Source organism: Mangrovihabitans endophyticus, from assembly GCF_014646155.1.
Taxonomy (GTDB): Bacteria; Actinomycetota; Actinomycetes; order Mycobacteriales; family Micromonosporaceae; genus Actinoplanes; species Actinoplanes endophyticus.
Genome location: NZ_BMMX01000014.1, coordinates 132137 through 157401, shown reverse-complemented (window position 1 = coordinate 157401; position 25265 = coordinate 132137). Strand labels below are relative to the sequence as shown.

Annotated in this window: 26 protein-coding genes and 1 pseudogene; 19 read left to right on the top strand and 8 right to left on the bottom strand. The window is 70.8% G+C overall.

Annotated features, from left to right (window positions below; all coding sequences use genetic code 11):
• Nucleotides 1–101: 101 nt before the first annotated feature.
• The 4 genes from IEY73_RS17405 to IEY73_RS17390 are packed head-to-tail and all read right to left on the bottom strand — an operon-like array spanning nucleotide 102 to nucleotide 3410.
• Entirely contained in the window at nucleotides 102–881 is a 780-nt protein-coding gene (locus IEY73_RS17405) for an ABC transporter ATP-binding protein (protein WP_189080254.1), read from the bottom strand.
• Between the two features lie 14 nt (nucleotides 882–895).
• Nucleotides 896–1660: an ABC transporter permease gene (locus IEY73_RS17400; protein ID WP_189080253.1), complete on the bottom strand. Its 765-nt coding sequence runs from the start codon at nucleotides 1658–1660 to the stop codon at nucleotides 896–898.
• Nucleotides 1657–2451: an ABC transporter permease gene (locus tag IEY73_RS17395; protein WP_229715910.1), complete on the bottom strand. Its 795-nt coding sequence runs from the start codon at nucleotides 2449–2451 to the stop codon at nucleotides 1657–1659. Before IEY73_RS17395 ends, IEY73_RS17400 begins: the two co-directional genes overlap by 4 nt.
• A complete protein-coding gene (locus IEY73_RS17390; protein WP_189080252.1) occupies nucleotides 2448–3410 on the bottom strand; it encodes an ABC transporter substrate-binding protein in 963 nt (320 codons plus the stop codon). The genes IEY73_RS17395 and IEY73_RS17390 overlap by 4 nt, the downstream gene beginning before the upstream one ends.
• Nucleotides 3411–3620: 210 nt before the next feature.
• On the opposite strand from IEY73_RS17390, the gene IEY73_RS17385 reads away from it, so the two are divergent.
• The 9 genes from IEY73_RS17385 to IEY73_RS17350 all read left to right on the top strand — a co-directional run bounded on the left by IEY73_RS17385 (nucleotide 3621) and on the right by IEY73_RS17350 (nucleotide 10525).
• Nucleotides 3621–4418: a CoA transferase subunit A gene (locus IEY73_RS17385; protein WP_189080251.1), complete on the top strand. Its 798-nt coding sequence runs from the start codon at nucleotides 3621–3623 to the stop codon at nucleotides 4416–4418.
• Entirely contained in the window at nucleotides 4415–5158 is a 744-nt protein-coding gene (locus IEY73_RS17380) for a CoA-transferase subunit beta (protein WP_189080250.1), read from the top strand. The genes IEY73_RS17385 and IEY73_RS17380 overlap by 4 nt, the downstream gene beginning before the upstream one ends.
• 3 nt (nucleotides 5159–5161) lie before the next feature.
• A complete protein-coding gene (pcaH, locus tag IEY73_RS17375) occupies nucleotides 5162–5881 on the top strand; it encodes a protocatechuate 3,4-dioxygenase subunit beta (protein WP_189080249.1) in 720 nt (239 codons plus the stop codon).
• Entirely contained in the window at nucleotides 5881–6432 is a 552-nt protein-coding gene (gene pcaG / locus IEY73_RS17370; RefSeq protein WP_189080248.1) for a protocatechuate 3,4-dioxygenase subunit alpha, read from the top strand. The genes pcaH and pcaG overlap by 1 nt, the downstream gene beginning before the upstream one ends.
• Nucleotides 6407–7705 carry a 3-carboxy-cis,cis-muconate cycloisomerase gene (gene pcaB / locus IEY73_RS33625; RefSeq protein ID WP_229715909.1) on the top strand — a complete coding sequence of 433 codons (1299 nt, stop codon included), beginning with the start codon at nucleotides 6407–6409 and terminating at the stop codon, nucleotides 7703–7705. Before pcaG ends, pcaB begins: the two co-directional genes overlap by 26 nt.
• Nucleotides 7702–8466, top strand: coding sequence for a 3-oxoadipate enol-lactonase (pcaD, locus tag IEY73_RS33620; protein WP_229715908.1), 765 nt, complete (start codon nucleotides 7702–7704; stop codon nucleotides 8464–8466). Before pcaB ends, pcaD begins: the two co-directional genes overlap by 4 nt.
• Nucleotides 8459–8833: a 4-carboxymuconolactone decarboxylase gene (gene pcaC / locus IEY73_RS17360; protein WP_189080247.1), complete on the top strand. Its 375-nt coding sequence runs from the start codon at nucleotides 8459–8461 to the stop codon at nucleotides 8831–8833. Before pcaD ends, pcaC begins: the two co-directional genes overlap by 8 nt.
• A 47-nt stretch (nucleotides 8834–8880) precedes the next feature.
• Nucleotides 8881–9675, top strand: coding sequence for an IclR family transcriptional regulator domain-containing protein (locus tag IEY73_RS17355; protein WP_189080246.1), 795 nt, complete (start codon nucleotides 8881–8883; stop codon nucleotides 9673–9675).
• A gap of 70 nt (nucleotides 9676–9745) precedes the next feature.
• On the top strand, nucleotides 9746–10525 hold the full coding sequence (locus tag IEY73_RS17350) for a S1 family peptidase (RefSeq protein WP_189080245.1): 780 nt from the start codon (nucleotides 9746–9748) through the stop codon (nucleotides 10523–10525).
• A gap of 7 nt (nucleotides 10526–10532) precedes the next feature.
• Here the strand turns inward: IEY73_RS17350 and IEY73_RS17345 are convergent, their stop codons facing one another.
• The 3 genes from IEY73_RS17345 to IEY73_RS17335 all read right to left on the bottom strand — a co-directional run bounded on the left by IEY73_RS17345 (nucleotide 10533) and on the right by IEY73_RS17335 (nucleotide 13643).
• Complete coding sequence (locus IEY73_RS17345) at nucleotides 10533–11291, bottom strand: metallophosphoesterase family protein (protein WP_189080244.1); 759 nt, start codon at nucleotides 11289–11291, stop codon at nucleotides 10533–10535.
• 82 nt (nucleotides 11292–11373) lie between these two features.
• Complete coding sequence (locus IEY73_RS17340; protein ID WP_189080243.1) at nucleotides 11374–12513, bottom strand: glycosyltransferase; 1140 nt, start codon at nucleotides 12511–12513, stop codon at nucleotides 11374–11376.
• Nucleotides 12510–13643: a glycosyltransferase family 4 protein gene (locus IEY73_RS17335; protein ID WP_189080242.1), complete on the bottom strand. Its 1134-nt coding sequence runs from the start codon at nucleotides 13641–13643 to the stop codon at nucleotides 12510–12512. Before IEY73_RS17335 ends, IEY73_RS17340 begins: the two co-directional genes overlap by 4 nt.
• Nucleotides 13644–13916: 273 nt before the next feature.
• On the opposite strand from IEY73_RS17335, the gene IEY73_RS17330 reads away from it, so the two are divergent.
• From IEY73_RS17330 to sthA, 7 genes are all read left to right on the top strand, one after another.
• Complete coding sequence (locus tag IEY73_RS17330) at nucleotides 13917–15584, top strand: LamG-like jellyroll fold domain-containing protein (RefSeq protein WP_229715907.1); 1668 nt, start codon at nucleotides 13917–13919, stop codon at nucleotides 15582–15584.
• Nucleotides 15585–15635: 51 nt separating this feature from the next.
• The gene (locus tag IEY73_RS17325; RefSeq protein ID WP_189080240.1) at nucleotides 15636–16679 is read left to right on the top strand and encodes an NAD-dependent epimerase/dehydratase family protein; all 1044 of its coding nucleotides are present in this window, start codon (nucleotides 15636–15638) and stop codon (nucleotides 16677–16679) included.
• Nucleotides 16680–16810: 131 nt separating this feature from the next.
• Entirely contained in the window at nucleotides 16811–17941 is a 1131-nt protein-coding gene (locus tag IEY73_RS17320) for an ABC transporter substrate-binding protein (protein WP_229715906.1), read from the top strand.
• A gap of 2 nt (nucleotides 17942–17943) precedes the next feature.
• Nucleotides 17944–18822, top strand: a complete 879-nt coding sequence (locus IEY73_RS17315; RefSeq protein ID WP_189080238.1) for an ABC transporter permease — start codon at nucleotides 17944–17946, stop codon at nucleotides 18820–18822.
• The gene (locus IEY73_RS17310) at nucleotides 18810–19631 is read left to right on the top strand and encodes an ABC transporter permease (protein WP_189080237.1); all 822 of its coding nucleotides are present in this window, start codon (nucleotides 18810–18812) and stop codon (nucleotides 19629–19631) included. Before IEY73_RS17315 ends, IEY73_RS17310 begins: the two co-directional genes overlap by 13 nt.
• On the top strand, nucleotides 19628–20671 hold the full coding sequence (locus IEY73_RS17305) for an ABC transporter ATP-binding protein (RefSeq protein ID WP_189080236.1): 1044 nt from the start codon (nucleotides 19628–19630) through the stop codon (nucleotides 20669–20671). Before IEY73_RS17310 ends, IEY73_RS17305 begins: the two co-directional genes overlap by 4 nt.
• A 100-nt stretch (nucleotides 20672–20771) precedes the next feature.
• On the top strand, nucleotides 20772–22175 hold the full coding sequence (gene sthA / locus IEY73_RS17300) for a Si-specific NAD(P)(+) transhydrogenase (protein WP_189080235.1): 1404 nt from the start codon (nucleotides 20772–20774) through the stop codon (nucleotides 22173–22175).
• 2 nt (nucleotides 22176–22177) lie between these two features.
• Here the strand turns inward: sthA and IEY73_RS17295 are convergent, their stop codons facing one another.
• Entirely contained in the window at nucleotides 22178–23029 is an 852-nt protein-coding gene (locus IEY73_RS17295; protein ID WP_229715905.1) for a L,D-transpeptidase family protein, read from the bottom strand.
• A gap of 92 nt (nucleotides 23030–23121) precedes the next feature.
• Between IEY73_RS17295 and IEY73_RS17290 the strand changes: the two genes are divergently transcribed.
• From IEY73_RS17290 to IEY73_RS17280, 3 genes and pseudogenes are all read left to right on the top strand, one after another.
• Nucleotides 23122–23571, top strand: coding sequence for a TetR/AcrR family transcriptional regulator (locus IEY73_RS17290; protein ID WP_189080234.1), 450 nt, complete (start codon nucleotides 23122–23124; stop codon nucleotides 23569–23571).
• Between the two features lie 17 nt (nucleotides 23572–23588).
• Nucleotides 23589–24161, top strand: a pseudogene (locus tag IEY73_RS17285) (ABATE domain-containing protein); the annotation flags it as partial.
• Nucleotides 24162–24339: 178 nt separating this feature from the next.
• The gene (locus IEY73_RS17280) at nucleotides 24340–25245 is read left to right on the top strand and encodes a zf-HC2 domain-containing protein (RefSeq protein ID WP_189080232.1); all 906 of its coding nucleotides are present in this window, start codon (nucleotides 24340–24342) and stop codon (nucleotides 25243–25245) included.
• Nucleotides 25246–25265: the final 20 nt, after the last annotated feature.

The following is a 25265-nucleotide window of genomic DNA, read 5'->3' as shown; positions in this document are numbered from 1 at the left end:
GGGGCGCGACGGGGCCGCACGGGGCGCGACGGGGCCGCACGGGGCGCGACGGGGCCGCACGGGGCGCGACGGGGCGCGACGGGGTGGGGTGGGGGTTGTTGTCAGATGGTGGGGGTGGGGGCGGTGCCCCGCTTGGCCGCCTGGATCTGCTCGTAGACCCGGGTGCGCAGCTTGGTGAACCGGTCGTCGGCTCGGGTGTGGAGCTGATCTCGTTCGGCCGGCAGATCCACCGTCAGCCGTTCCTGCACCACGGTCGGTGACGCGGACAGCATGATGACGTGCTGCCCGAGGTACACCGCCTCGTCGATGTCGTGCGTGACGAAGAGGATGGTGACGCCGAGCCGCTTCCACAGCGACCGGACCAGATCCTCCAAGTCGGCCCGGGTCTGCGCGTCCACCGCGGCGAACGGCTCGTCCATCAGCAGCACCTCCGGCTCGTACGCGACAGCACGGGCCAGGGCGACGCGTTGCTGCATGCCGCCGGAGAGCTGCCACGGGAACGCCGCGCCGCGGTCGGCGAGCCCCACCGCCTCCAGGGAGGAGTCGACCAGCTCGCGCCGCCGCGCCTTGGGCAGCTTCTTCTGCTTCAGCGGCAGCTCGACGTTGTCCCGTACGTTCATCCACGGGAAGAGGCTGCGGCCGTACTCCTGAAAGACGACCGCCATGCCGGGCGGCGGCCCGGTGACCGGGCTGCCGTCCAACCGGACCTCGCCCGCGGTGGGCTGCAGCAGGCCCGCGATGCACCGCAGCAACGTGGTCTTGCCGCACCCGGACGGGCCGACCAAGCAGACCAGGTCCCCCGGATCGACGGTGAAGGTCAGGTCGCCGACGGCTTCGACACCGCCGTCGTACACCTTCTTCAGATGGCTCACTTCGAGCATGCCGGAGGCTCCTCTCAGGACTGCCGCTGTGTGCCGCGCAGGCCGTGGTACCAGGACAGGACGCGGCTCTCGGCGAGCCGGAACAGCACCGACAGCACGACACCGAGCAGGCCCAGCACAATGGTGCCGCTCCACATCTCGGGAATCGCGAAGCTGCGCTGGAATTGCACAATGGTGAAGCCGAGACCGTTGCTGGCGGCGAACATCTCGCTGATCACCATGAGGATGATGGCGATGGACAGCGCCTGCCGCATCCCGGTGACGATCTGCGGACTCGCGCCGCGCAGCACCAGGTGCCACAGCCGGGCCGGTCCGCCGATGCCGTAGGACCGGGCCGTGTCGCTGAGCACGCTGTCCACGGCGCGGACTCCCTCGACCGTGTTCAGCAGAATCGGCCAGATGCAGCCGAACACGATGACCAGGATCTTCATCGTGTCACCGATGCCGGCGAAGATCATCACGACCGGGATCAGCACCGGCGGCGGGATCGCCCGGAAGAACTCCAGGACCGGTTCCGCCGCGGCGCGCACCCGGCGGTGCGTGCCGATCACCACGCCCACCGCCACGCCCAGCGCGGTGGCCAGCACGAAGCCGCCGAGCAGCCGCAGCACGCTGGGCAGCACATCGGCGCGCAACCGGTCGGGAGTCCAGGTGTCGACGAGCGCGGCGAGGATCGTGCGCAGCGGCGGCACATAGAAGCTCTCACTGCCGTACGACAGCAGGTACCACGCCGCCACCAGCACCACGGGCAGGCCGACGGCCAGCAGGATCTTTTTCACGCCGCCCCCCGGATCGACTGGTGCCAGGACAACAGGTGCCGCTCCAGGGCGCGGGCGCCCAGGTTGATGAGGACGCCGAGCAGGCCGGTGACCACGATGAGCGCGTACATCGCGGGGAGCGCGTTGGACGTCTGCGCCACCGCGATCTCCGCACCCAGGCCCGGCGAGCCGATGACCAGCTCGGCGGTGATGGCCAGGATGAGTGCGACGGCGGCGGCCAGCCGCACGCCGGTGAGCAGGTAGGGCAGGGCGGTCGGCCAGAGCACGTAGCGGATGCGGTACCACCATCCGAGCCCATAGCTGCGGGCGGTCTCCTCGGCGATCGGGTCGACGTCCTGCACCCCGGCCAGGACCTGGATGAGCACCTGCCAGAACGATGCGTACACCACCAGCAGCAGACTGGACTTCAGGTCGGTGCCGTAGAGCAGGACGGCCAGCGGGATCAGCGCGACGGACGGGATCGGACGCAGGAACTCGATCGTGGACGCGGTGGCGGCCCGCAGGCCGGGCACGGCGCCGATGACGATGCCGAGAACGATCCCGGCGCCGGCCGCGATCGCCAGCCCGGCGGCCCAGGCGACCAGGGTGTGGCCGAGCGCGGTCCAGAACGCCCCGGTGCTCACTTCGCGGCCGAGTGCGCTGAGGATCTCGGTGGCGGGCGGCAGGTAGCGCGCGGGCACCACGCCGAGCCGGGGCAGCGCCTCGGCGAGCACGAGCAGCCCGGCGAGGCCCGCGACGCCGTACACCGCGAGCGGGACGGCTCGCGGTGTGGACGTGGCGGTGCCGGTCACGGAAGCAGTTTCCCAAGGTCGGGCGCGGTGGAGAAGACGCCGTCCTGCTGGCCGAGCTGGGCCAGCGTCTGCACCGATGCCTTGTTGATCTCGGTGGGCCACTTCGGCAGGGTCAGCTTCTCGCGGACCTCGGGTGAGATCTTCGTGTACGACCCGAGGATCTCCCGCACCGCGTCCGGATTGGCATCCGCGTACTCCAGTGACTCGTTGATCGCCTCGGTGAAGCGCTTGACCAGGTCGGGGTCGTCCGCCTGCAACTTGGTCGAGGCGAAGTAGGCCGCCACGGTGAGGTCCGGTGCGGTGTCCACATAGTTCCACGAGACGACCCGTCCGCCGGCGCTGGTGACCTCGGTCAGCGACGGCTCGACCATCCAGGCGGCGTCGACCTGTCCCTGCTCCACCGCGGCGGGCATGTTGGGGAACGGCATCTCGACGAACTGGATGTTGCTGGGATCGCCGCCCGCCTTGCGCACGGACTCCCGGACGGTGGTGTCGCCGATGTTCTTCAGGGTGTTCACCGCGACCTTCTTGCCGGCGAGATCGGCGGCGCTCTTGATCGGGCTGTCGCCCTTGACCGCGACGCCGGAGAAGTCGGCGCCGGACTTGCCGGTGGACGCGACGCCGTTGGCCACCACCGAGATCGGCACGTTCTTCGTCTGCGCGAGCAGCAGGGAAGTCATGTTGCTGAAGCCGAACTGGAACTGACCGCTGACGACGCCCGGGACGATGGCGGCGCCACCCTGGCCACTCTCCAGCGTGAGCTTTATATTGCGTTTAGTGAAGAAGTCCTGTTTCTGTCCCAGATAGATGGGTGCCACGTCGACGATCGGAATGACGCCGACCGTGACCTGGTCGACGCCGCCCGAGCTGTCGCCGCTGGAGCCGCTGGAGGAATCGCTGCCGCATCCGGCCACCGCGAGCACGGCCGCAGTGGCGCCTGCGAGGAGGGTCCGGCGCATGGGATCTCCCGTTCTTCGGTGCCCGGTGGAGACGCCCGGGGGCGCTCCGGCAAGGGGCAAGAGGTGTGCGCTATACGAACTTGAGTTCTCGATACGAACGTAGAACGTGGCGTGGCTCACGTCAATCTCTGGAGCAGGCATGGTGGCTGCCCGGCTTGACAGCGATGTACGACACGCGCACTGTTGTTCGTATATCGCACGGAGGTGGACATGGCGACGATCACCACGTTGTCCGAGGCGGTCGCCGCTGTGGTGCGCGACGGCGACACCGTGGCGCTGGAGGGCTTCACCCACCTGATCCCGGTGGCCGCCGGGCAGGAGATCATCCGGCAGCGCCGGCGTGACCTGACATTGGTGCGGATGACCCCGGACATCGTCTACGACCAGATGATCGGTGCCGGCTGCGCGCGCAAGCTGATCTTCTCCTGGGCGGGCAACCCCGGTGTCGGATCCCTGCACCGTTTCCGCGACGCGGTGCAGCACGGCTGGCCGGTGCCCCTGGAGATCGAGGAGCACAGCCACGCCGGCATGGCGAACCGATACGTGGCGGGCGCGTCCGGGCTGCCCTTCGCGGTGCTGCGCGGCTACGCCGGCACCGACCTGCCCGAGCACACCGACACCGTCAAGCCGATCACCTGCCCGTTCACCGGCGAGGTGCTGACCGCCGTGCCGGCCCTCAACCCGGACGTCGGCATCGTGCACGCGCAACAGGCGGACCGGAACGGCAACGTGCAGTTCTGGGGCATCACCGGGGTGCACAAGGAAGTCGTGCTCGCCAGTCGCCGATCCCTGGTCACGGTGGAGGAGGTGGTCGACACGCTGAGCGTGCGGCCGGGTGCCACGGTGCTGCCCGGATGGACCATCGACCACGTGGCCGAAGTGCCCGGCGGGGCACATCCGTCGTACGCGATGGGTTACAGCGACCGGGACAACGCGTACTACCGGGCGTGGGACGGCATCAGCCGGGACCGGGCCTCCTTCGGCGAGTGGTTGGCGGGCGTGCGATGAACTGGACCGCCGACGAGATGATGACCGTCGCGGCCGCCCGCGCGCTGCACCCGGGCACCCGGTGCTTCGTCGGCATCGGCCTGCCCAGCACCGCCGCCAACCTGGCGCGCCGCACTCACGCCCCGGACCTGGTGCTGGTCTACGAGTCCGGCACCATCGGGGCGAAACCGGACCGGCTACCGCTGTCCATCGGCGACGGGGTGCTCGCCGAGACAGCCGACGCGGTGGTCGGCGTGCCGGAGATGTTCAACTACTGGTTGCAACCGGGCCGCATCGACATCGGCTTCCTGGGCGCCGCCCAGATCGACCGGTTCGGCAACATCAACACCACGGTGATCGGCGACGACTACCGTGAACCCAAGGTTCGCCTGCCCGGTGCCGGCGGCGCCCCCGAGATCGCCGCGTCCTGCAGCGAGGTCATCGTGATCGTCCGGCAGAATTCCCGTACGTTCGTGGACGGCGTGGACTTCGTGACGTCCCTGGGCCACGGCCACGGCGCGAGCGACCGGGCCCGGCACAACCTGCGCGGCGCCGGTCCGGTCATGGTGATCACCGACCTGGGCATCCTCACCCCGGATCCGGAGACTCGCGAGCTCACCCAGACCCACCTGCATCCCGGTGTCTCGCTCGACCAGGCCGTCGACGCGACCGGCTGGAATCTGCGGGTCGCCGACCCGCCGGTGGTGACCGACCCGCCCAGCGGCACGGAGCTGTCCGCGCTGCGTTCGCTGAAGGAGTGACCCATGGCCGAACCCCTCGTCGTGCCGTCCGGGTACCGCCGCGACGACGGCACCGTGCATCCGCCGCTGGACTACGCCGGATATCGCTCCACGGCGCTGCGCGCGCCCAGCGAGCCGCTGATCCTGCTGCCGCACAACCTCACCGAACTGACCGGCCCGCTGCTCGGCGAGGGGCGGGTCTCGTCCTCCTCGGCCGACCTGTCCGTGCAACCCGGCGGGGAGGCGCTGGGTCAGCGCATCATCGTGCACGGCCGGGTGCTGGACGAGAACGCCCGGCCGGTGCCACACACGCTGATCGAGGTGTGGCAGGCCAACGCGGCGGGACGGTATCTGCACCGGGTGGACCGGCACGACGCGCCGATCGACCCGAACTTCACCGGCGTGGGACGTGTGCTCACCGACGACCAGGGCAACTACCGGCTGGTGACGATCAAGCCGGGCGCCTATCCGTGGGGCAACCACCCCAACGCCTGGCGCCCGGCGCACATCCACTTCTCGCTGTTCGGCCGGGCCTTCACCCAGCGCCTGGTCACCCAGATGTACTTCCCCGACGACCCGCTCTTCGCGTACGACCCGATCTTCAACTCGGTCCGCGACGAACGGGCCCGGCGGCGCATGGTGTCCCACTTCGACATGGATGCCACCGTCGACTCGTGGGCACTCGCCTTCCGATTCGACATCGTGCTGCGTGGCCGCGACGCGACACCGATGGAGCAGCCGTGATGCTCGGGCTCACCCCCGCACAGACCGTCGGTCCGTACCTGTCCATCGGCCTGCCCTGGTCGGACGGGCCGCTGGTGGTGCCGGAGACCGACCCGGACGCCTTCTGGGTGCGAGGCGTCCTGCGGGACGGTGCGGGCGAGCCGGTGCCGGACGGCCTGATCGAAACCTGGCAGGCGGACCCGGACGGTTGCTTCGCTCACCCGGACGACCCGCGCGGCCGGCACACGTCGTTCCGCGGCTTCGGCCGGTGCCCCACCGCAGACGCGGGTGACTGGGCGATCCGCACCCGCAAGCCGGGCCGAGTGCCGGACCGCGAGGGCGTGCTCCAGGCGCCGCACATCGACGTGTCGGTGTTCGCCCGGGGCCTGCTCAACCGGGTGGTCACGCGGATCTACTTCGCGGACGAGGCGGAGGCCAACGATGCGGATCCGCTGCTGGCCACGGTGCCCGAGCACCGGCGCCGCACGCTGCTCGCCGAACCGACCGGCGGCGGTTACCAGTTCGACATCCGGCTCCGGGGGGAGCATGAAACCGTCTTCTTCGCACTCTGACCTGTTCGGCGACCTGCTCGCCGCCGGGCCGGTCCGTGCCGCGGTGGACGACCAGGCATGGATCCGTGCCCTGCTGGACGCGGAGGCCGGCCTGGCCCGTGCCGGGGCGACCGCGGGGGTGGTGCCGGAGACGGCGGCGGAGGCCATCGCATCGGTATGCGCGGAGACCACCGTCGACCCGGCGGAACTGGGCGCGAGTGCCCTGGGTGCGGGCAACCCGGTGGTGCCGCTGGTGCGGTTGCTGCGGGCCGCGTTGCCCGCCGACGCCGCCCGGCACGTGCACCGCGGCGCCACCAGCCAGGACATCATGGACACCGCGACCATGCTGATCGCCCGGGACGCGCTGGCGGTGCTGGACCGTGAACTGGCGGACGCGGTCGGGCGCTGCGCCGCCCTGGCCGACGGCCACCGGCGCACCCTGCTTCCCGCGCGCACCCTGCTGCAACAGGCGCTGCCGACCACGTTCGGGCTGGTCGCCGCCGGATGGCTGACGGCGCTGGCGGACGCCCGGCGGCGGCTCGCCCGGCTGCGTCCCGCCGTGCAACTGGGCGGTGCCGCGGGCACCCTCGCGGCGTACCGGGACTGCGGGCCGGCCATGGTCTCCGCGTACGCGGAGGGTCTCGGCCTGGCCGAACCGGTGCTGCCCTGGCACACCGACCGGGCTCGCATCGCCGAGCTGGCCGCTGCCCTGGGCATCGCGGCGGGCGCCGCGGGAAAGGTGGCGGGCGACATCGTGCGGCATGCCCAGACCGAGGTCGGCGAGCTGCGCGAGGGCGGCGACGCGGGGGGCTCCTCGACGCTGCCGCAGAAACACAACCCGATCCGGGCGGTGCTGGCGGTGGCGGCGGCGGAAGCGGCCCCCGGCCTGGTGGCCACCCTGCTGTCCGCGATGGCGCAGGAACACCAGCGAGCCGCGGGGGCGTGGCATGCCGAGTGGCGTCCGCTGCGTGCCCTGTTCGAGGCGGCCGGCTCGGCGGTGCACCAGGTGGGCGCGTCGCTGGACGGCCTGCAGGTCGACGCGGATCGGATGCGGGCGAACGTGGACCGCACCGGAGGCGCCCTGCTGGCCGAACGGGTCACCGCCGTGCTGGCCGATCGCCTCGGTGCCGACCAGGCGCACGCGGTGGTGCGGGAAGCCGCGGCGGCGCCGGATTTCGCGGCAGCCCTGGCGGCCGACGCGCGGGTGCCCGACGCGGCCGGCCTGCTCGCCCCGGAGGACTACCTGGGCAGCGCCGACGTGCTGATCGACCGGGCGCTCAAGGCGGCGTCGTGACGGTCCGCCTGCATCGGCGCCTGGACGGTCCGCCGGACGCGCCCCCGGTGCTGCTGATCAACTCGCTCGGCACCGACCACACCATGTGGGAACCCCAGATGGCGGTCCTGGCCGCGCAACACCGGGTGATCCGGTACGACGTACGGGGGCACGGATGCTCGTCCGTGCCGGCCGGACCGTACTCGCTGGCCGATCTCGGGCAGGACGCGCTCGGGCTGCTCGACGCGCTCGGCGTGCCCCGCGCGCACGTGGTCGGACTGTCCCTGGGTGGCATGACCGCGATGTGGCTGGCCGCCCACGCGCCGCACCGTGTGGGTCGGCTGGTGTTGTGCTGCACCTCGGCGCAACTCGGGCCGGCGCAACAGTGGGCGGACCGCGCGGAGACCGTCCGGCGGCAGGGCCTCGGCGCGATCGCGACGGCGGTGATCGGGCGCTGGCTCACCCCGCCGTACGCCTCGACGCACCCGGACGACGTACGCCGCCTGCGGGCGATGCTGACCGCGACGCCGCCGGCGGGGTACGCGGGAGCCTGCGCCGCCATCGAGAACATGGACCTGCGGTCCGACCTGGACCGGATCACCGCGCGCACCCTGGTGCTGTCGGGCAACGACGACGAGGCGATCCCGCCGATGCACGGGGCGCAGATCGCCGGTGCCATCCCGGATGCCCGGCTCGTCGTGGTGCGCGACGCCGCGCACCTGGCGACCTGGCAGCAACCACGCATCGTGAACCCGCTCATCCTGGAGGCGCTCGATGGCTGACGACACCACCTTCGACCGCGGGATGACGACGCGCCGCGAAGTGCTGGGGGACGATCACGTGGACCGCGCCGTCGCGGCCACCACCGGCTTCACCGCGCCGTTCCAGGACTTCATCACCCGGTACGCGTGGGGCGACGTGTGGGGCCGGGACGGGCTCGACCGGCGCACCCGCAGTTGCATCACGCTCGCCCTGCTCACCGCCCTGCGCTGCCACGACGAACTGGCCATGCACGTGCGCGCGGCGCTGCGCAACGGGGTCAGCGCCGAGGAGATCCAGGAGGTGCTGTTGCACACGGCGGTCTACGCGGGCGTCCCGGCGGCGAATGCGGCGTTCGCCATCGCTGCGCGTGTAATGACCGAGCAGTGACCGAGCCGTGGAGTAGGGTGCGGCGCAGGAACCAACCGGGGGCTTCAGTGACCGACGAACCAACCGATTCGGTCCGCGAGCCGTACTATGTGCAGTCGCTGGAGCGAGGACTCGCGGTCATCCGCGCCTTCGACGCCGGTCATCCGGAGCTGACGCTGAGCGAGGTGGCCCGCCAGTGCGGCCTCACCCGTGCGGCGGCTCGCCGTTTCCTGCTCACCCTCGGCGATCTCGGATATGTCCGTACGGACGGACGGCTCTTCTCGCTGACGCCACGGGTGCTGGAGCTGGGGTACGCCTACCTGTCCGCGCTGAGCCTGCCGCAGATCGCCGAGCCGCACCTGGAGCGGCTGGTGTCCGAGGTGCACGAGTCGTCATCGTTGAGCGTGCTCGACGGCGGCGACATCGTCTATGTGGCACGGGTGCCGACGACACGCATCATGACGGTCGCCATCAACGTGGGCACGCGCTTCCCGGCGTACGCGACATCGATGGGCCGAGTGCTGCTGGCGGGGTTGCCGGACGAGGCGCGGGAGGCTTATCTGGAAGGCATCGAGCCGGTGCGGTTGACCTCCCGCACCCTCGCGTCGGTCTCGGCGCTGCGCACCGAACTGGAGCGGGTGAGCCGTCAGGGCTACGCGATCGTGGATCAGGAACTGGAGGAGGGCCTGCGGGCGATCGCGGCGCCGGTGCGTGATCGGGCGAGTGCGGTGGTGGCGGCGGTGAACGTCTCGGTGCACGCGAGCCGCACGTCGGTGGAGACGATGCGGCGCGACCTGCTGCCGCCCCTGCTGGCGGCGACCGCGCGCATCAACGCCGACCTGCATGTGGGTGCGCGACGCTGAGGGTCGCCCCCACGGACTACCCATCGTCTTCTATCGTCGCAGGGGTCCATTGCCGACAGGGAGGTCCCCAATGGTGCGCCGCAAGCTTCTCGCCCTGCTCATACCGCCGATAGCGCTCGCCCTCGCGGCGGTGGGTGTCGGCACCGCCAACGCCATCGCCAACGGCGAGGAGGTGCCCGACGGGCAATACCGCTTCGCGGTCAAGCTGACCATGACCGGGATTCCGACCGCGGACGGCGGCAAGCGCGACAGCGCCTGCTCGGGGGCGCTCATCGCGCCCCGCTGGGTGATCACCGCCGGGCACTGCTTCCGCGACGAGAACAACGTACGGGTGGAGCGGCCGGTGGCCGACCTCACCACGGCGACTGTGGGACGTACCGACCTGAACGGGACCGCCGGGCACGACCGGACGGTGGTCGCGGTCCGGCAGTCGCCGACGGCCGACGTCTCCCTGGCCGAGCTCGACGAGCCCGTCTACGACATCCGGCCGCTGCGCGTCAGCCGCCGGGCGCCGGAGATCGGCGCGATCGTGCGGGTGACCGGCTACGGCTCGGTGACCAGCACCAACCCGCAGCCGGTGACCCATCTGCGCACCGGCCAGATGACGGTGGTGTCGCTGAGCGACTCGGTCACCGGCCTGACCGGGTATGCCCCGGCGCCGGACACCACGCCCTGCCCGTACGACTCGGGGGCGCCGTTCTTCCTGGAGCGCCACAAGCGTGTGCCGTCGCTGGTGTCGGTGGTCAGCAACGGCCCGAGCTGCCCGCACACGCAGGTGGAGAGCAGCGCCCGCACGGACAATATCGCCGGCTGGATCCTCAGCAGCATGGTGTCTTCCGGCCGCGGCTGATCCGCGGTTACGCGGCCCGGCCGTCCCGCGGTCCGAAAACGCGGACGGCCTCCACGTCGGAATGGGTGGACCGGAGGTATTCGTCGGCCCATCGTCCCACCTCCGGGTACCCGGAGCATGCCCGCAGCTCGGCGAACGCGGCCTCGGCGTCGAAACGGGTGCGGCGCAGCGTCACGCCGCCGGTGTCGCCGTCCAGCAGCGCCCAGTGCGCGCCGGACGTGCCATACGGCATGCCGACGCTGCCCGGGTTCACGACGAGGCGCCGGTCGACCAATCGCGCGAAGGGCATATGGGTGTGCCCGCACACCACCGTCGCCACCTGGTCGTCCAGCGTGGACAACACCTCGATCCACCGCTCCATGCGGCTGTCCACCAGCGCCACCTCCTCGTCGTCGCGCGGCGTGGCATGGCAGAACACGGTCGCCCCGAGCGCGCCCAGATCGAGCCGCTGGACGCTGGGCAAGCCGTCGAGCAACGTCACCTGATCCGCCCGTAACGCCGCGGCGGCCCAGGGCGCAATCGGATCCGGAATGGCGGTGTCGCCGCCGTGCGCGAGCTGCACGAGTTCCCGTTCGGCGTTGCCGCGCACCCAGAGGGCGCGCTCGCCGAGCTCGACGAGGGCGTCCAGGGTCTCCACGGGCAACGGTCCGGCCGCGATGTCCCCGGTGAGCACGATCCGGTCGGCACCGGCCACGTCGGGTTCATGCAGCACCGCGCGCAGCGCGGGCAACACACCATGGATGTCGGACAGCACGGCAACTCGCATGTCCCGACCGTAGGCCGCCTCCGCCGGGTCGCGGGTACGCCTGGCGCGAACACGCGCGCCCCTGGCTCGTCCTCGCACACGTTCAGGCGGGTTCGTCAAGGCCGGGCGAGGTGGCGAGCGAGGGCGTGGCCTGGTGTGCTGCCAGGAAGCCCGCGACCGATGCCGACCAGGGGTAGCGGTCGGCCTGTCGTCGTGCCGCCGTCCGGCGGTTCGGGCGGGCCAGCAGCGATGCTGCGGCCGCCGCATAGCCACGGCCGCCGCCCGGCACCGCGATGCCGGCGGTGCCGATCACCTCGGGCAGCGCGCTTTCCGCGCTGACCACCACGGGTGTGCCGCTGGCCAGCGCCTCCAGCGCGGCGAGCCCGAATGTCTCCACCGGTCCGGGTGCCAGGGCCACGTCCGCGGTGGCGAGCAATGCGGCCAGCTCGGTGCGGTCGCGGAGGTGCCCGAGGAAACGCACCGGCAGGCAGCGGTCGGCGGCCTCCTCCTGCAAGGCGGACCGTAGCGGTCCGGCGCCGGCCACCACCAGCACCGCGGGCACACCGGCGTCGCGCAGCGCGGCGAGCGCGTCGAGGGACCGGCGCGGCCGTTTCTCCGCCGATAGCCGCCCGCAGTGCAACAGCAACACATCGTCGTCGGCGGCCCAGCGCCGGCGCAGACGCACGTCGTACCGCTCGGGCGTGAAAAGGTCCAGGTCTACGCCGAGCGGCACCCGCACCACGTTCGTGGCGCCGATGCGCGTGAACTCCTCTTCGGCCCAGACGGTGGTGCACACGACGACGTCGTGCGCGGAGGCGGTGCGCTCGTTCAGCCGGTCCGCCCAGCGTCCCGCCGCGGCCGGGCCGAACAGGCGGAACAGTCCGCTCAGGCTTTCGTGCGAGACCATCATGGACGGTACGCCCGCCGTGCGCGCCCAACTCCCGACCCAGCGCAACGTCGAACGGTCGGAGACCTCGACGCGATCCGGAGCGAGGTCGCGCAGCACGGCCGTCACCCGGCGGCGGTCGACGAGCGCCCGATACCCGCCCATGCCGGGCACCCGCGGTCCGGGCAACGTGATCACCCGGCCCTGGTCGGTCTGCTCGTCGAGCGAGCGTTCGCCGGGCACGATCAGGACGGTGTCGTGTCCGGCGGCGCGATAGCCGATACCGAGCCGGTGCAGTGCGGTGCGCAGACCGCCGGAACGTTCGGTCACGAAGTTCGCGATGCGCACCAGCCTCATGCGGCCGCCGCCATCCGCGTGGCCGGCGTGGGCGCCAGCGCCGCGTGGTAGTGCCCGATCAGCTCATCGCTCACCGCCGCCCAGCTACGCCCCCGGACCGCAGCCCGTCCGGCCGCCCCGAACGCGGCTCGCGCCTGCGGATCGGTGGCCAGGCGGGCGATCGCCGCGGTGAACCCGTCCGCTGCGAACGGCGGCACCAGCAGGCCGGTCCGTTCGTGATCCACCAGATCCAGCGGGCCACCGCTGGCCGGGGCCACGACCGGTACGCCGCTGGCCATCGCCTCCTGCACCGCCTGGCCGAACGTCTCGTACGGGCCGGTGTGCGCGAACACGTCCAGGCTGGCGTAGAGCCGGGCGAGCTGGGCCCCGTGTCGAACGCCGAGGAAGACGGCATCCGGCAGGGCCCGGCGAAGCGCCGCCTCGGCCGGTCCACCACCCACGATGATCAGACGTACGCCGGGCAACCGGCTCGCCTCGGCCAGCAACTCGACCTGCTTCTCCACGGCCAGCCGCCCGACGAATCCGACAAGCGTCTGCCCGTCGGGTGCCAACGCCCGGCGTATCCCGGCGCTGCGGTGTCGGGGATGGAACCGCAAGTCGTCCACGCCCCGGCGCCACATGTGCACGCGCTGAACGCCGTGTGCGGCAAGAGCCGCCGCCGATTCTCGGGACGGCGCCAGCGTGCGCGTCGAGGCATTGTGGACGGTGCGGATCCACCGCCACGCGGCACGTTCGGTCATGCCGACCCGATAGGCGCGGGCGTACGCGGCGACGTCGGTCTGATAGACCGCAACGGTGGGCAGGTGCAGCGTCCGGGCCGCCGCCGCACCCCAAGCGCCGAGCACGAACGGGCTGGCCAGATGCACCACATCGGTGCGGTGCCCGCGCAGCACGGCGGCCAGCGTGAGGGTGGGCAGGCCGAGCCGGATCTGCGGGTAGCCGGGCATGGGCAGGGAGGGGATCCGGACGACCGGGTACGGGACGTCCACCTCGCCCCGGTTGGGTGGTTGAGGTGCGATCACCATGGGTTCGTGCCCGCGCCGCTGTAGATGTTCGGCCGCGCGTACGACCGAGTTCGCGACGCCGTTGACGTCCGGCAGGAAGGACTCCGTGACCAACGCGATGCGCATGGCCTCACGATGATCGGCACGGCTCGCCCGCAGGGCCACCTCGCCGTGACCGGAAGAGGAACGTCGGGCGACAAGATTGCTGTTTGCCCGATTTTTGCCTGACCGCCTCCTGAATGTCGCGCTGACCGGGCGATATTGACCTCCATGGAAAGGCGCGATCTTCTCCGAGCGGCCGCGGCCACACCTCTGGCGATGGCCGTCCCCGCCGGTGTCCAACCGTCCCCGACCGGTGTTCTATCGCCTGCGAGCCGTGGCGATCGTTTCGCGATCGCGGTGCTGCCGGACACGCAGTATCTGTTCGACGCGGACAGCGCCGACCCGGCGCCGCTGCGGGAGACGTTTCGCTACCTGCTGGAGCACCGTGCCGACGCGAACATCGCCTTCATGACGCACCTCGGCGACGTCACCGAGCACGGCACCGCCGAGGAGATCGGGCTGGCCGCGCGGACGTTCCGGAGTCTGGACGGCCGCATGCCTTACAGCGTGCTGGCCGGCAATCACGACGTGAACTCGTCCACCGACGACCAGCGCGGCGACTCGGCGTACCTGGACGCCTTCGGCCCGGCCCGGTACGCCGGGATGCCGACCTTCCTGGGCGCCTCCCCGGACGGCTACAACAGCGCCCACTTGCTGTCCGCGGCTGGTCGGCAGTGGCTGGTGCTGGCCCTGGACTGGCGCATCTCGGACGGCGGTCTGGCGTGGGCGCAGCGGATCCTCGATGAGCATCCGCGCGTACCGGCCGTGCTGACCACGCACGACCTCGCCTTCGCCGACGACGCCGGCCGCGCGTCGCTGTCCGACAACGGCCGACGGCTCTGGGACCGGTTGATCAACGACAACGACCAGATCTTCCTGACCCTGAACGGACACTTCTGGCCGCCCGGACGCACCGTGCTGACCAACGCGGCGGGCCACGACGTGCATGTGCACATCACCAACTACCAGGACCGTTACTACGGTGGTGCGGCCATGATCCGGCTGTACACCTTCGACCTGGCGCGCAACGTGATCGACGTGGAGACCTTCTCGCCGTGGTTCCTGTCGCACGCCCCTGCCGCGCGGACCCCGCTGGAGGCAGAGACCGTCGAGCTGACCGGCCCGGCTGACCGGTTCAGCTTGGCCGTCGACTTCGACGCGCGGTTCGCGGCCTTCGATCCGCCGGCTCTGCCCGCGCCGATACCGGCGGCTCGGCTGGTGGACCGGCACACGGTGGGATATTGGCGGTTCGACGGGGACGGGCAGTCGGTCGCCGACGGCGCCGTCGTGCGTGACCTCAGCGGCAAGGGCAACCATCTGACCGTACGGCGCCTGGCGACCAGCGGTCCGGACATGCTCACCCTGTCCGCCGACCATCACCCGGCCCAGCCGGCGCACGCCAGTGTCCGCTTCGACGGTGGCAAATCGCCCGACCGGGGCGCCCTTCTGGCGACCGCACCGCACGCCGCACTGAACGGCATGACGTTCGAGGACGGCTACACCTTCGAGGTGTTCCTCAAGCTTCCCGACCCGTTCGTCGGCGATCACGCCTGGATGGGCATCTTCAGTTGGGAGGGCCGCAGCGGCGATGCGGGCAAGTCCAGTGGGTGGTCACCGCTGGAGTGCACGTGCAGCCTCAACCTGTCGCCGGAGCGCTTCCTGCAGTACGTCGTCTATCCGGCCGACCGGGACGCCGACCCGACATCATGGAGTCACGCGCTGCCGGTCGGTCGATGGATGCACGTGGCCGTGGTGAACGACGGGCGGCACACCGTGGTGTGGGTGGACAAGTCGCCGATTGTGCGCAACCCGTCGCAGCGCTCGCACGGCATCGCCACTCTGGGCCGCCCGTTCGTGCTCGGTGCGACATCGTTCGACCTGCAATACGGCCAGGGTTTCTATGGTTGGCTCGGCGACGTGCGCATCACCGACCGGGCGCTGCCGGCCCGGCGTTTCCTGGCCTGAGCCCGCGGAAAGCTAGGGAGAGCACCAGATTCGTGCCGTGATCATCGGGGGATGGGCGCGCAGGTCTTGGTTACGGGCGGATCCGGATTCGTCGGCGGGCATTGCATCGTCCGGTTGCTGCACGACGGGCATCATGTCCGGGCGACCGTGCGCTCCCCGCAGCGCGAGGAAGAGGTGCGCGCCGCGGTGCGGGCGGCGGGCGCGGATCTCGACCGGTTGTCGTTCGCGGTCGCCGACCTCACCGGCGACGCCGGCTGGCCCGAGGCGGTCGCCGGAAGCGACTTCGTGCTGCACGTGGCCTCGCCGATGCCGCCGACGGTGCCCCGCGACGAGAACGACCTGATCGTGCCCGCGCGGGACGGCACGATGCGTGTGCTGCGTGCCGCTCGGGACGCGAACGTACGGCGAGTGGTGATGACGTCGTCGTTCGCCGCGATCGGCTATGGGCACGAGCGCGGCCGGGAAACATTCGACGAGCGGGACTGGACGGATGCCACGGCCGACGTCGGGCCGTACGTGCGGTCGAAGACGCTGGCGGAGCGGGCCGCATGGGATTTCGTGGCGGCCGAGGGCGGCGGCATGGAACTGGCGGTGATCAACCCGGCGGTGGTGCTCGGCCCGGCGCTCGGTCCCGGCTGCCCGAGTTCGTTGATGCTGGTCCAGCAGTTGCTGCTGGGCGGGCTGCCGCGTCTGCTGCGGCTGTCGTTCGGGGTGGTTGACGTGCGGGACGTCGCGGACCTGCACGTCCGCGCGATGACCGAGCCGAAGGCGGCCGGTGAGCGGTTCCTCGCGGTGGCCGGTGACGTGGTGACCATGCGCGAGCTGGCGCTCGTGCTGCGCGATCGGCTGGGTGCGGCGGCGGCCCGCGTCCCGGTCAAGGTGGCGCCGGACTGGGTGGTGTGGCTGTTCGCCCGGTTCGATCGGTCGGTGGCCCAGATCGTTCCCGATCTGGGCCGGGTGCGGCGGCCGGTGGGCGATGCGGCGTGGCGGATTCTGGGCTGGCGCCCGCGCAGCGCCGAGGACGCGATTGTCGCGGCCGGCCGGAGCCTGCTGGCCCGAGAGGCCGCGTCTGATAGCGGAACGATCACGGCTTGATCAAAGGGAGTCCTTCTCGTCGTAGTCTGCTGGCAGCCTGGTCGTCGTCTTCGGTCCACCGGCCGCTCCCAGGATCCACCGCGAGGGATCGAGCCCGGCTCGGGCCCGGCGCCGTGATGAGGAGGAAGCACGTGCACACCGTTTCCCGTAAGACCGCCGCCGCGCTGCTCGCGGCGGTAGCGATGACCGCGGTCGGGGCCTGCGCGCCGCCCGAGTCGGACGATGGCGGAGATGCCACCGGCGCCGCCGCCGCGACGAGCGCCGCAGACCTGGGCGGCATGGATGCTCTGGTCGACGCCGCGAAGAAGGAGGGACAGCTCAACGTCATCGCGCTGCCGCCGGATTGGGCGAACTACGGCGAGATCATCAGCACCTTCAGCGACAAGTACGGCATCAAGGTCAATTCGGCCCAGCCGGACGCGTCCAGTCAGGACGAGATCAACGCGGCGGACCAGTTGCACGGGCAGGACAAGGCGCCCGACGTGTTCGACCTGGGCAGCGCGGTGGCGCTGGCCAACACGGCGAAGTTCGCCGCCTACAAGCCGGCCACCTGGGACGAGATCCCGGCCGACCTCAAGGAGCCGAACGGCACCTGGACCAGCGACTACGGCGGCTACATGTCGATCGGGTACGACGCCTCCAAGGTGCCGGCGCCGGCCGGCGTCACCGACCTGCTCAAGCCCGACTACAAGGGCAAGGTGGCGCTGAACGGTGACCCGACGCAGGCCGGCGCCGCGTTCTCCGGCGTGGTCATGGCGGCGCTGGGCAACGGCGGATCGGCCGACGACATCAAGCCCGGCGTGGACTTCTTCGCCCAGCTCAAGAAGGCCGGCAACTTCCTGCCGGTGGACCCGACCCCGACCACCATCGAGTCCGGTCAGACGCCGGTCGTCATCGACTGGGACTACCTCAACGTCGGTCAGGGCGCGAAGCTGAGCGGCAAGCTGCAGTGGAAGACCGTCGTGCCGTCCGGCGCGGTGGTCGGCTCGTATTACACGCAGGCCATCAACAAGGACGCGCCGCACCCCGCCGCCGCCCGGCTGTGGCAGGAGTTCCTCTACTCCGACCAGGGCCAGAACCTGTGGCTTTCCGGTGGCGCCCGCCCGGTCCGGGCCGACGCGATGGACAAGGCCGGCACCATCGACGCGCAGGCGTACGGCGCGCTGCCCAAGGCCGAGGGCACCCCGGTGTTCCTGACCGAGGATCAGACCACCAAGGCCAAGGACTACCTGGCGCAGAACTGGGCCAAGGCCGTCGGCTGAACATGGTCGGCTCATCGACCGGTCGCCGAGCAGGCTACGCGCACCTGCGCAGCCTGCTCGGCACCGTACCGTTCTTCGCGTACGTGGTGATCTTCCTGATCATTCCGACGCTTGTCGTGGTGATCGGTGCCTTCACCGGTGACCACGGCTTCACCTGGTCGAACGTCTCCGGGCTCACCGACGGTTACGTGCTGCGCGCCTTCGGCCGCAGCATCCTGCTCTCCGCGGTGACCGCGGTCATCGGCGCGGTCTTCGGGGCGCTGCTGGCGTACGCGCTTGTCACCGCCAAGCCCGGCGGGCTGCTGCGGCGCGCGGTCACCGCGGCGTGCGGGGTGCTCGCCCAGTTCGGCGGCGTCACACTGGCGTTCGCGTTCATCGCCACCATCGGGCTGTCCGGCTTCGTCACCGTGTTCCTCGGCGAACACCTGGGCATCGATCTGTACGCGAACGGCGTCTGGTTGTTCGAGCTGCCCGGCCTGGTGCTGGTCTACACGTACTTCCAGATTCCGCTGATGGTGATCGTCTTCCTGCCCGCGCTGGACGGCATCCGGCCGCAGTGGCGCGAAGCCACCGAAAGCCTCGGCGGTGCCACCTGGCACTACTGGACCCGGGTCGCCGGGCCGCTGCTCGCGCCGGCCTTCCTGGGCAGCGCGTTGTTGCTGTTCGCCAACGCCTTCTCCGCGTACGCGACCGCGGCGGCACTGGTCAGTCAGGGCAGCCCGATCATCCCGTTGCAGATCCGCGGCGCCCTGACCAGCGAGGTGATCCTCGGCCAGCAGAACCTGGGCAAGGCCATGGCGCTGGGCATGGTGGTCGTGGTCGGCCTGGTGATGTGGCTCTACGCGCTGTTGCAACGGAGGACCGCACGATGGCTGGGCTGATCGCACGCCGGGCTCGCAAACAGGCGGTGCTGCGCTGGATCGTGGTCGTCGTGGCGTGCGTGTTCTTCCTCCTGCCGTTGGTGGCCATGGTGGAGTTCACCACCCGCGACTCCGGGCAGGCATGGCGGCTGCTGGTGAACTGGCCGAAACTGCGCGAGACCTACCCGGCGCTCGCCGACGGCATCGTGCAGTCCCTCGGCCAGGCACTGTGGACGGTGCTGCTGATGCTGGCGCTGCTCGTCCCCACGGCGATCTGGGTCCGGCTCCGCCTGCCCGGCCTGCGGCGGCTGGTGGAGTTCCTGTGCCTGCTCCCGCTGACCATCCCGGCCATCGTGCTGGTGGTCGGGCTGGCTCCGGTGTACGCGTGGGTCACGTACTTCTTCGGCGGATCCGCTCAGTTGCTCACCTTCGCCTACACGATCCTGGTGTTGCCGTACGCGTACCGGTCGATCGACGCCGGGCTGTCCGCGATCGACGTGCGCACGCTGGCCGAGGCGGCGCGCAGTCTCGGCGCGAGCTGGGGCACCGTGATCTGGCGGGTGGTGCTGCCGAACATCCGCTCGGCGGTGCTGTCCGCGGCCTTTCTCAGCGTCGCGCTGGTGCTCGGCGAGTTCACCATCGCGTCCCTGCTCAACCGCAACAACCTGCAGGTGGCCATCAACCTGCTGGGCAAGAGCAGCGCGACCATGTCGGTCGCCGTCTCGCTGGCGGCGCTGCTGCTCGCCTTCGTACTGCTGCTGGGACTGTCGCTGCTCGGCGACCGGCGTCGCGCCGCTTCCCCGGCGCCCATCGACAAGGAGAACTCGTGACCGAATCGGGCGTCGCCGTCCAACTGGAGGATCTGCGCCGCACGTTCGGCGCGGTGCACGCGTTGGACGGTTTGGATCTGTCGCTCGCGCCCGGTGAGATGGTCGCATTGCTGGGACCGTCCGGGTGCGGCAAGACCACCGCGCTGCGGGTTCTGGCCGGGCTGGAGGACGCGGACAGCGGCCGGGTGCTGGTGGGCGGCCGGGACATCACCGGCATGCCGGCCAACCGGCGTGACATGGGCATGGTGTTCCAGGCGTACAGCCTCTTCCCGCACCTGACCGCCCTGGAGAACGTGCAGTTCGGGTTGCGGCTGCGCAAGCGTGCGGCGGAGCGCTCCCGGGCCGCCGACATGCTCGACCTGGTGGGCATCTCGGCGCACTCCGGTCGCTATCCGCATCAGCTCTCCGGCGGGCAGCAGCAGCGAGTGGCGCTGGCCCGTGCGCTGGCCATCCAGCCGCAGGTGTTGCTGCTGGACGAGCCGCTGTCGGCGCTGGACGCCAAGGTTCGGGTGCAACTGCGCGACGAGATCAAGCGCATCCAGTCCGAGGTCGGCACCACCACCCTCCTGGTCACCCACGACCAGGAGGAGGCGCTGGCGGTGGCCGACCGGGTCGGCGTGATGCGGGAGGGCCGACTGGAGCAGTTGGACGCGCCGTCGGAGGTCTATCGCCGCCCGGCAACCAGCTTCGTGGCCGACTTTGTGGGCTTGTCCAACCGGCTCCCCGGCACCGTGGCGGGCGACTCGGTCACCGTGCTCGGCGCGACGCTGCCCCTGGTCGGCTCGTCGACGGCGACCGCGGGCACCGCACTGGTGCGGCCCGAGTCGATTGACGTGGTGCCGGACCCGGCCGGGCCGGGGCGCGTGCAGTCGGCGAGCTTCCTGGGTGCGACAAGCCGGGTGAGCGTTCGGCTGGGCGACACGGTGGTGGTCGCCCAGGTCCCCGGGGAACGGCTGGCGGCGCTGACGCCCGGCACGGCGGTGCGCGTCGAGTTGCGCCCGGTGCCGGTGGTGTTGGACGACGCGGCGGTCGCGGGCTGACCCGTACGCGGAGACGAATCGGCGCGGCCTGGGGCACAGATCCGGGTTTGCGCGAAATGTGGCCGTGGCGCGTACGGCCGAGTCTTGCGAGGCTGAGCGCGTGTATGACTACGACCTGTTGGTCCTGGGCTCCGGGCCCAGCGGCCAGAGAGCTGCCATTGCCGCGTCCAAGCTCGGCCGCCGGGTCGGCATCGTCGATCGCCGGGACATGATCGGTGGCGTCTGCATCAACACCGGCACCGTGCCGTCGAAGACCCTCCGCGAGGCGGTGCTGTACCTCACCGGCCTGAATCAGCGTGACCTGTACGGCAGCAGCTACCGGGTCAAGGAGGAGATCACCGTCAGCGACCTGGCGGCCCGCACCCAGCACGTGATCAGCCGGCAGACCGACGTCATCCGCAATCAGCTCGCGCGCAACCGGATCTCGATGATCACCGGGACCGGACGGTTCGCGGATGCCCATGCGATCTGGGTGGACGGCGGCTCCGGCCGGGAAAGCAAGATCACTGCGGACCGGATCATCATCGCCGCCGGCACCCGGCCGGCCCGCCCGGACAGCGTGGACTTCGACGACCGGACCATCGTCGACTCCGACGGCGTGATCAACCTGAACGCCGTGCCGCGCAGCATGGTGGTGGTCGGCGCCGGGGTGATCGGCATGGAGTACGCGTCGATGTTCGCCGCGCTCGGCACCAAGGTGACAGTGGTCGAGCGCCGGGAGAAGATGCTCGACTTCTGCGACGAGGAGATCGTCGAGTCGTTGAAATATCACCTGCGCGATCTCAGCGTCACCTTCCGCTTCGGCGAGGAGGTCGCGGCGGTCGAGCGGCACCAGACCGCCGCGCTGTGCATTCTGAAGAGCGGCAAGAAGATCGTCGCGGACACCGTGATGTATTCGGCCGGGCGGCAGGGGCAGACCGACGATCTGGCTCTGGAAGCGGCCGGCCTGGAGGCGGACCGTCGAGGCCGGATCACGGTCGACGCGAACTACCGGACCGCGGTGGAGAACATCTACGCGGTCGGCGACGTGATCGGTTTCCCGGCGCTCGCCTCGACGTCGATGGAGCAGGGCCGGCTCGCCGCGCACCACGCCTGCGGCGAACCCCAGCGCGAGATGCACTCGTTGCAGCCGATCGGCATCTACACCATTCCGGAGATCAGTTTCGTCGGGAAGACCGAGGACGAGCTGACCGAGGCGTCGACGCCGTTCGAGGTGGGCATCGCCCGCTATCGCGAGCTGGCGCGTGGTCAGATCGTCGGCGATTCGTACGGCATGCTGAAGCTGTTGGTCTCACCGGGCGACGGCCGGCTCCTCGGGGTGCACGTCTTCGGCACGGGCGCCACCGAGATCGTGCACATCGGGCAAGCAGTCATGGGGTGCGGCGGCACGGTGGAATACCTGGTGGACGCGGTCTTCAACTATCCGACGCTGGCGGAGGCGTACAAGGTGGCGGCCCTGGACGCCTCGAACAAGATCCGCAACATCGTCCGCATCGACGGCTGACCCTAGTAGACCCAGACCTTTGTCTTCAGCGGGATCTTGTCGTGGGTCCAGAGGTAGTTGGTCGCCGCGATCGACAGGCGAGCGCAGCCGTGCGAGGCCGGGTAGGGCGGGACGCTGTTCGCGCCGTGCACCGCGATGCCCCCGTTGAAGTATTTCGGGCGCCACAGCATGCCGAGCGGGGCGTTCCGCCACCCGTCGATCTGCCGGGACACGCTGAACTTCCCGCTCGGGGTGGCCGCGATGTGCGTCGCGCCCTCCGATTCGTAGTGCTCGTAGGATCCGGTGGAGGTGTTGAACACCTGCTGCACCGTGCCGTCCTTGACGAGCATGAGCAGTTGCCGCTTCTTGCTGATCTCGATCACGTAGCCGTCGTCGCTCTTCGCGCTCGGTCGTACGCCCTTGTCGAGCGCCTTGCTGGTCTTCGGGCCCACCACGCCGTCGCGGCTCAGGCCGGCCGCCTTCTGCAGCGCGTACACGGCCTGCTGGGTGACCGATCCGAAGACCCCGTCGGCCTTGCCGTTCCAGTAGCCCAGTTCGGTGAGGCGTTGTTGCAGCGCGCGGACCTCGGTGCCCTTCGCGCCGACCTTGAGCGGCTCGGGCTTGGCCGGGCTGCTGCTCGGCTCGCTTGCCGCCGCCGACGGTGTCGTCGGGGGCGCGGTGGCCGATGTCGCGGCGGACGACGACGGCGGCGTCGTCGGGGGCGCGGTGGATGCGGGTGCGGCGGACGGCGGGGCCGCAGTGGTGACGGTGGGTGCCGGCGCGGCCGCGTCGGTCCCGTCGTCGCCGGGGTTGCAGGCGGTGGCCAGCGCCAGGGTCGCTGCCGCCGTCGCGCACATGAAGATCCTCCGCATCATCCCGAATACGCTACCTGGGCGCGTCCACCTCAGCGGTGGCCTCGGCGCGGCGATGATCGCTTTCGCGGAACGGTCGTTCTACCGTGGCCGATATGGGTAGACCACGGGGGTTTGATGAGGATCAGGTCGTCCGGTCGGCCGTTGAGTTGTTCTCGCGGCGCAGCTACGACGGGACGTCCGTGGATGACATGGTGACCCACCTCGGCGTGCATCGCGGAAGCATGTATAAGACCTTCGGCAACAAGCGCGGGCTCTACCTAGCTGCCCTGCGCCGGCACATCGACCAGGACGTCGCCGCGCTGGCCGAGGTCACCTCCCGGGGCGCGCCGCCGGATGCGGTCGAGCGGGTGCTCGCCGACGGACACGGGCTTGGCCTGCTGTTCCTGGCCATGGTCGAGCGGGCGCCGGTGGACTCGGAGGTGGCCGAGGAGACGTCCCGGGCACTGCGGATTCTCGACGATGCCACCGATGCGCAGAAGCGCACCGCGCTCGCGCTCGGCCTGCTGCTCCGCGCCCGCGCCACCGCGGCGGTTAGTGTTTGATCGATTGCTTTCCGCATATGCACAGGTCAAACGGTAGGCGGATGCTGGCCTGTAAAAGAGTCAAGTACCCTTCGGCTATGTCATGGAAGGCCAGCGCACGGCATGGTGTCCGCGAGGCGCCGGCTGGCCTCGGGCTGGTTCAGGAGTTGCTGAACACGCGCGCCACCGTCACGTACGGCTCGGACCTGCTCGCCACGCCGGACGATGCGCAGCACTGGCTGACCGACGCGCTGGCCGTCTGGTCGCGGTTCACCGGCCTGCCCGCGCCGACGCTGCTGCTGTCCTCCACCGACATGCGATCGTTGCGTCGGCTGCGGACCACCTTCGAAACGGTGATCGCGGCGGGTGGCCGGCAGGCGATCGGCGGGGGTGCGCTGCCGCCGGCCGATGTGCCGGTCAGCCTGGTGCCCGGTGCGGACGGCTGGGTGCGGATGGTGCCCGCGGGACGCGGTACCCGGTGGCTGGCGTCGGCGCTGTGGGCCGAAGCGCTGCTCGCCCAGCAGGCCGGCCTGTGGTCGCGCCTCAAGCTCTGTCACAACGTCGATTGCCGGGCAGCCTTCTTCGACACGTCCCGGAACAACAGCGGGGTCTGGCACGACGTGAGCACCTGCGGTAACACGGCCAACCTGCGGGCGTACCGGGAACGCAAACGCCTCATGGGCAACACCGGCGACCATCAGCGGCCCCCCGGCTGACCGGGGCGACGGCCGTCCGGCGCGATCCGGCGGAGGCGGGAACCAAACGCCGCTCCGGCGCGACTACCGGGTTATGGCGTGTGATCGGTGGCGCGAGATGCTGTCCGCGCAGTTGGACTCCGAGGACGACCCGGCCGACCGGCCGCTGGTCGATGAGCATTTGGCCGGCTGCGCCGCCTGCCGGACGTGGCTGGATCGCGCGGCCATGGTCAATCGGCTGACGCGCACCGGGGCCGTCGCGGACATGCCGGACCTGAGTGCCGCGGTGCTCGCCGCGTTGCCCGCGGACACCGGACGCGGCACACGGCCCTCGTCCGGCGGAGCCGACGGCCGCCTCCGGCGCTTCGGCGCGATGGTCGCGCGGATACCGCTCGGCGCGATGGTCGCGCGGATACCGCTCGGCGCGGTGACGCGGTGGCGGTACGCGCTCCGGAGGCCGAGTCGTGCGCAACTCGCCGCGGCGCTTTACGTCGCTCTCGCCGTCGTGGGTACGGCGCAACTGGTGCTCGGCCTGACGCAGATCGGCACCGGTGGGGGTGGCGGGCAGATACACGACGGCATGGACGCCGCCCGTGGCCACCTGTGGCATGAGTCCGCGGCGTGGAATGTCGCCGTCGGCGCCGGTTATCTCTTCCTCGCGTTGCGCCGCGGTCGGCCGTCGGCGCTGGTGCCGACGCTCACCGTCTTCGTCGGGACGCTGGTGCTGCTGTCGCTCAACGACCTCACCGCGCACCGGGTGAACGGCACACGGCTGATCAGTCACGGATTCCTGGTGATGGGATATCTGCTCGTGGTGGCGCTGGCGCGGGTGGCGCCGGACTCGGCGCGTCCACCCGGGAGGCGGATCGCCGCACCCTGGCGGGCGAGCTTCCCGGAACCGGTCGCCGACGACGACACATCCGCGGTGCCGAAGTTGCGGCTGGTGTCGCGGCGGCGGGGTCCGCTCAGCGCACGCCGGGACGGTCGGCGCGCCGCGTAGCGCCCACTCATCGGGGCGTG